The organism is Streptacidiphilus anmyonensis, assembly GCF_000787855.1.
Taxonomy (GTDB): domain Bacteria; phylum Actinomycetota; class Actinomycetes; order Streptomycetales; family Streptomycetaceae; genus Streptacidiphilus; species Streptacidiphilus anmyonensis.
Map to the genome: position 1 here is coordinate 1 of NZ_BBPQ01000126.1, position 5,823 is coordinate 5,823.

Annotated in this window: 3 protein-coding genes and 1 pseudogene; 2 read left to right on the plus strand and 2 right to left on the minus strand. The window is 67.6% G+C overall.

Annotation, left to right across the window (positions count from 1 at the left end; all coding sequences use genetic code 11):
• Positions 1-184 precede the first annotated feature (184 nt).
• Together TR50_RS41470 and TR50_RS41475 are read right to left on the minus strand one after the other, a co-directional pair.
• Positions 185-652, minus strand: a pseudogene (locus TR50_RS41470) (helix-turn-helix domain-containing protein); the annotation flags it as partial.
• A gap of 425 nt (positions 653-1,077) precedes the next feature.
• Positions 1,078-1,656, minus strand: coding sequence for a hypothetical protein (locus tag TR50_RS41475; protein WP_042435586.1), 579 nt, complete (start codon positions 1,654-1,656; stop codon positions 1,078-1,080).
• Positions 1,657-1,865: 209 nt separating this feature from the next.
• On the opposite strand from TR50_RS41475, the gene TR50_RS41480 reads away from it, so the two are divergent.
• Complete coding sequence (locus TR50_RS41480) at positions 1,866-4,199, plus strand: ATP-binding protein (protein ID WP_052441895.1); 2,334 nt, start codon at positions 1,866-1,868, stop codon at positions 4,197-4,199.
• A 662-nt stretch (positions 4,200-4,861) separates the two neighbouring features.
• Positions 4,862-5,533, plus strand: coding sequence for an RICIN domain-containing protein (locus TR50_RS43465; RefSeq protein ID WP_052441896.1), 672 nt, complete (start codon positions 4,862-4,864; stop codon positions 5,531-5,533).
• Positions 5,534-5,823: the final 290 nt, after the last annotated feature.

The window sequence follows — 5,823 nt, forward strand, 5'->3', positions numbered from 1 at the left end:
CCGGTCCCGGCGCACCCGGCGCGCCCCCGCTTCCCGGCCGACTCGGCGGGGTCAACCAGGCCGGTCCGCGACTGCGCCCGAACCCGTCGGGCTCGAAAAATCATCGCCGCAGCTCAAGCCACGTACTGGTACTGGTTGATGACTCCGCCGAGGACACGGGTGCGCAGGAGCTTGCGCGGTGCAACCACGGACAGGTCCGACTGTTGGTGCGCGGCTTGATGTGGAGCTTGCAGGTGCCGTGTTCCAGGAACGCCAGCGCATTCAGCCGCTTGCCGGTGATTGTGTCGAAGTGGAAGAAGTCCGCCGCGACGATCCCCTCTGCCTGGGCAGTGAGGAACTCCCGCCGGCTCGGCCCAGCGCTACGCGGGGCTGGGTCGATGCCGGATGTGTGCAGGATCTGCCAGACCGTGGACGGCGCGATCGAATGCACCAACCTGGCCAGCTCGCCCTGGATCCGCCGGTGACCCCACCCCGGGTTCTCCTGTGCCAGTCGCAGCACCAGCCTCCTGAGCGCGGCCGCCGTCGGTGGGCGGCCGGTACGTCGACGTCGGTGGGAGCAGTCCCACCGCTTCGCGATCAGCATGCGGTGCCACGCCAGCAGTGTCCCCGGGGTGACCGGGAAAACACGGCTCCAGTCGCAGCGCGGTATCAGCGGCGTCCCGGTTCCTAGAGGATGCGCGCTTCACAGATCTATCGGAGCGCAACGGGACTGCTGTTGAGGCCGCGGCTGGCGGAGTCAACAGAGCCGCGCTGCAGGAGGAGCCCCAGTCCTATGTGTCGAGCCTAGCGAGCTTGTACGCCGGCGCAGCCCGGGCCGACGACGCCGTAAGGGTCGCCTTCTGACAGCGGCTTGGCCACCATCCTGTCGAGCCATAACACTCTCGGCGATCCCGGAATGTTGATCAGAGCCGTAGGAGTTCCCCGCTCGCGGACAAGGCCATCCGTGTCAGGGCAGCATCCCCGACGGAAGGTCCAGCGGTCGGTCCCAGGCAGCAGTCCAACGCTGCCTGGGACCGTCCTTGCACGGAGCGACGGATCGGGCTGAGCAGGTCGGCACCAGCTCAGGCGCGGTGTCCGTCAGGCGCAGTAGCCGCCGCCGGCGTTGTTCTGCCAGCCACCGTCGCTGAAGGTGTGGCTGCTGCCGGAGATGTAGCAGGGGTGGGGGCCGTAGGTCAGACCGCCTGGCTGGTCAATCTCTGCGACAGTCAGGTCGACTCGGGGGTAGAAAGCCTTGGGAGCGGCGTAGTTGTTCCCGTTCGGGTCCTTGTCGATGGTCACGATCTGCGAGGTGGTGTATGACCCGTTGGCTGTCATGTTGAAGGGCACGTAGCCGAACATCTTGCTGTTCTCGTCCTCCAGGTAGACACGGCCCTCAACATGCGCGTCCAGCCATCGCGCACCGGTATAGGCGTTGTAGCCTTCGGGGCTGTTCCAGTGGACCTCCGCGTAGACGCCACGGCAGTCGGGGAAGTAGCCCAGGTAGAGAATGCCGAGGTCGCCGCCGATGTTGGTGATCGTGCTCAGGGTCAGCGGATGGTCGACCATGATCGGCCTGGCGGTGCTGCCACAGCCACTGGCGGGGACGGCATCGGCGGTTCCGGTCCCGGCGACGCCCAGACCGGCGGCGAGGGCGAAGGCGGCGGCGGTGTAGGTCATTTTGCGGCTGATGGCACGAAGACGCACGTTGGATCCCTGACTGTGATGTTGGTCTGGCGTGGCGTGAAGCCGCTTGGGCCGACTGCGCCAAGCGGCATGACCAGGCTGCTCGAGTCGGCCTGGCCAGGTCACGTTTCCCACACAAGCCCACACACCTCACTCGTAGACTTCCGTCTGTCAGGAGCACGGCACTACCAGGCGGGGACACCGTGGACAAGCAGCCGGGCGGCCTGCCCGATCCGGGCAGCGCCGACGATCTGGCCGAGTTCATCGGCCTGCTGGGTGAACTGCGCGCGTGGGCGGGCTCGCCGTCCTACCGTTCATTGGCCCAACGCGTCGGCCCGCTGATGAGGCCCCCACGCACCGTCTCACCGTTCACCGTCGTGGACGCCTTCAAAACCGAGCGCCGCCGCTTGGACCTGGACCTCGTGGTGGCGATCGTCCGCGCGCTCGGGGCGGACGAGCCCACGGTCGGCAGATGGCGCGAGACCTGCATCAAGGTCCACTCACTGGCCAAGACCGGAGGCCCGGTCGGAGTATTCCGACAACTACCCAGCGACCTGGCGACTTTCACCGGGCGCCGCGAGGAACTCTCTCGCCTGATCGCCGCCGCGAAGCAGCACCGCGACGCCGACCACCCGAACACGGTCGTGATCTCCGCGATCGAAGGTATGGCTGGCGTCGGCAAGACTCAGCTCGCCATCCACATCGCCCACGAGCTCGTCCGCGCCGGCCACTTCGCCGACATCCAACTACACGTCAACCTGCGTGGCTTCGACCCCGAACTTCCGCCCGCCGACCCCTCCGCGGTACTCGAGGCGTTCCTACGCCAGCTGGGTGTGCCCGCCCAGCAGATCCCCGCGAGCCAGGACGAGCGGGCAGGGATGTACCGCGACCGGCTACGGGATCGCAACGCACTGATCCTGCTCGATAACGCCGCTGACGAGGAACAGGTCCGCGACCTCTTCCCGGCCAGCCCCAGCTGCCTTGTCCTGGTCACCAGCCGCCGTAGCCTCGCTGGGATCGAGGGGGCGGATCTGTGTCGGCTGGACGTGTTCACCTCGGACGAGGCGATCGCGATGCTGGCGCGGATCGTGGGCCCCGATCGTGTCGAGGCCGAGCGTCCGATCGCCGAGCAGATCGTTCAGGCATGCGGTCACGTCCCACTGGCGATCTCTATCGCGGCGGCGCGGCTGCGGTCACGGCCTGCCTGGAAGCTGGCGGACCTGGCACGGCTGCTGCGGGGTGGCGTGGGCGCGTTGGCCTTCGGTGGCAGGGCGCTGACGCCCGTTTTCGACCTTTCCTATCTTGGGCTTCCCAAGCCTGCGCGCCGACTGTTCCGGCTCTGCGGCTGGCATCCGGGTGACGACTTCACCGCAGATTCCGCAGCAGCAGCGGCTGGATGCGCTGTCGAAGAGGCAGAGCAACTACTCGAACTGCTGCTGGACGAGCACCTGCTGCAGCAGCGTGAGTCTGGCCGCTACGAGTTTCACGACCTGGTGCGAGCCTACGCACGCGGTCTGGCTGAGCCAGAGCAATCAGCCTTGGCGCGAGTGGCGACGTGGTATGTGCTCACAGCTCAGGATGCGAACCACCTGCTGGAGCAGCCACCTATTGAGGCGGAAATTGAACAGACTTACGGGGTCGAGTCCCTGAGCCTCACAACGTACGAAGAGGCGCTGGCTTGGTTCGACATCGAGTACGGCAACCTACGCGCCGTCATCGACACAGCAGCCGAGCACAAGTTGTACGCGCTCGTGTGGCGTCTGGCCGCCAGCTTGCACAGCCTGCGCGGCCTCAGGTACCGAATGACCGAGTACACCCGATTCGTGGAGCTGGGCCTAGATTCGGCTCGGATCGCTGGCGACCCTCTTGGAGAAGCATGGATGCTCCATGGGCTCGCCAGGGCTAGCCGCGACGAGGAACGCCTGGAGGAAACCGAGTCGTACCTCTTGCAAATCATCGAGCTGTGCCGGCTAAACCAGGCCCCGGCGATGATGTGGCGCCAGACCGTCGCGTTGAACAACCTCTCCGTCGTCTACAACATCCTGCGCCGTTACGACGATGCTGTGGCTTCCCTGGAGGAAGCGCTTCGGATATGCCCCGAGGACCGTCGCACCCGAATGGAGTGCAGCATGGTCAGCAACATCGCTGCCGCTCATTTCTATCGTGGTGACCATGCCAAGGCCGTCGAGTTCTTCCGCCACGCCCAGGCGCTGTACCAGCAGGCAGGAGACAGGCGAGGAGTGGTCGCTTCGTGGGGCGACATTGGGTTGAGCAGCCTAAGGTTGGCCGATCACGATGGTGCCTTTGAGGCCTTTACCACGTACTTGAAGGGCGCCCGTGAGATCGACAGCCTGGTGTTCCAAGGCCTCGCGCACCTCGGCCTCGGCGACACTCTGGCCGACACCAATCGGATCGGTGAGGCCCGCGCAGCCTGGAAAGAGGCGGAGTCGATCCTTGCCGGCATCGGGCACCGGAATGCCGAGGTAGCCAGGGAGAGGCTCGCCACAGGCCGAGTCGAGCCTTACACGGTTTCCTAGGGTGGGCGGCGTGGATCGCCAGCTGGGCCTTCCCGACGCAGGCCATGCCCTCGATCGAGGGGATCACGACCGTGTTCGTGCCGTCGCTGTCGCCGTCGCGCGGGTTCGACGCGGCGACGAACAGCCGGGGCAAGTTCCTCGCGGCGTCCGGTGAGGCGCCAGCGGTCGACCGCGGGCTCGTCCACGCCGGGCGCGCGAACGATCGCGACCACGAGATCCAGATCCAGCCGACGGCGCCCCACTTTGAAAACGTCCACCACGGTGGACGGCGACACCACCCGTGCGTGCCGCATGAACGGCCCGACCCGCTTGACCAGCACCCGGTACGACGGTGTCCCCGCTCACGCGCGCAGCTCACCGATCCCCGGCCTCGCCCGGGTCCGGCACGGACCTACCCCGCTGAGCCACCACGCCCCCGTGAAGTCATGTCTTTGCCGAACCCGGGTCTATGAGTGGGGTGTGCGGGTTCGTGTGGGAAACGCGACTGCGGCCACCTCCCGTGTTCACCCTGGATCTGCTGCCTCGCGCCGGACCGGACCAGGCGGCACGGCAGGGCATGTCGCCGCGCCCTGCGTGGCGAAGTCCTGACGCATCCACAGCGGCCGCTCACGTCGTGGCCGCACACGATCGGGGAGAGAGTCTTGTACGGAAAGAACCAAGCCATGATGGGACGCGCCATCGCCACGGCGGCGGCCGCGCTCGCGCTCGCCGGCAGCACGGCCTTGGCTGCCACGAGCACGGCGACCGCCGCCACCGCCCACGCCGGGCCGGGCGCCACGGCTACCGCCTCGGCGCGGGCGCCCATGCCCGCAGGCGCGCTCACCTTGGGAGAGGCGGCCACCGGAGCCCACGCAAAGGTCCTCCACCACGCGGCCGGCCGCGTGAACCCCGCCGCGACGTGGCAGGTCACCGTCATCATCAAGAGCCTCTACACCGTGACCCCCGGCCAGTGCCTGGACGCCGACGCGAACAACGGCGCCGACGGCACCAAGGTGCAGGTCTGGCGGTGCAACGGGTCCGCACAGCAGTTGTGGAACCAGTACAGCGACGGCCGCCTCGAGAGCGTCCGCTTCCCGGGGATGTGCCTGGACGCCGACGCCACCAACGGCGGCAACGGGACCCGGGTCCAGCTGTGGCAGTGCAACGGCACCACGCAGCAGGTGTGGTTCACCCGTCCCAACGACGCCGCGATTTACAACCAGCGTTTCTACAACAACTACAACACCGTGCTGGACCGGGACGCGACCGACACCGGTGACGGAGCCCGGGCACAGCTGTGGACGAAGAACTGGCAGTCCCAGCAGTGGTGGGACGTCATTCCCACCATCAACTGACCCATCCGGGTGCTGTGGGCGTGCTGTGGGGCACTCCCGGTCGGCGGGGCGTGGGCGCGTACTCCCGTCGCCCCGAACCGCCTTTGGTGAGGTTCCTCCCCTCTGGTGCGCGCGGGGCGCTCCGCGCGCGACTTTGTTGCGCATCGCCGTCGGGCGGTGTCACAACGGGGTGTGGCGCGGGGGCGTGTGCCAGAGCTGGTCTGTTCGGATGCTCTGGTGGAGGGGGTGGGGGCCCGGTGCGTGGGCCGCGGCGGGGCGCTGCGGCCCAGCGTGCCTGCCGGGCCTCCGGG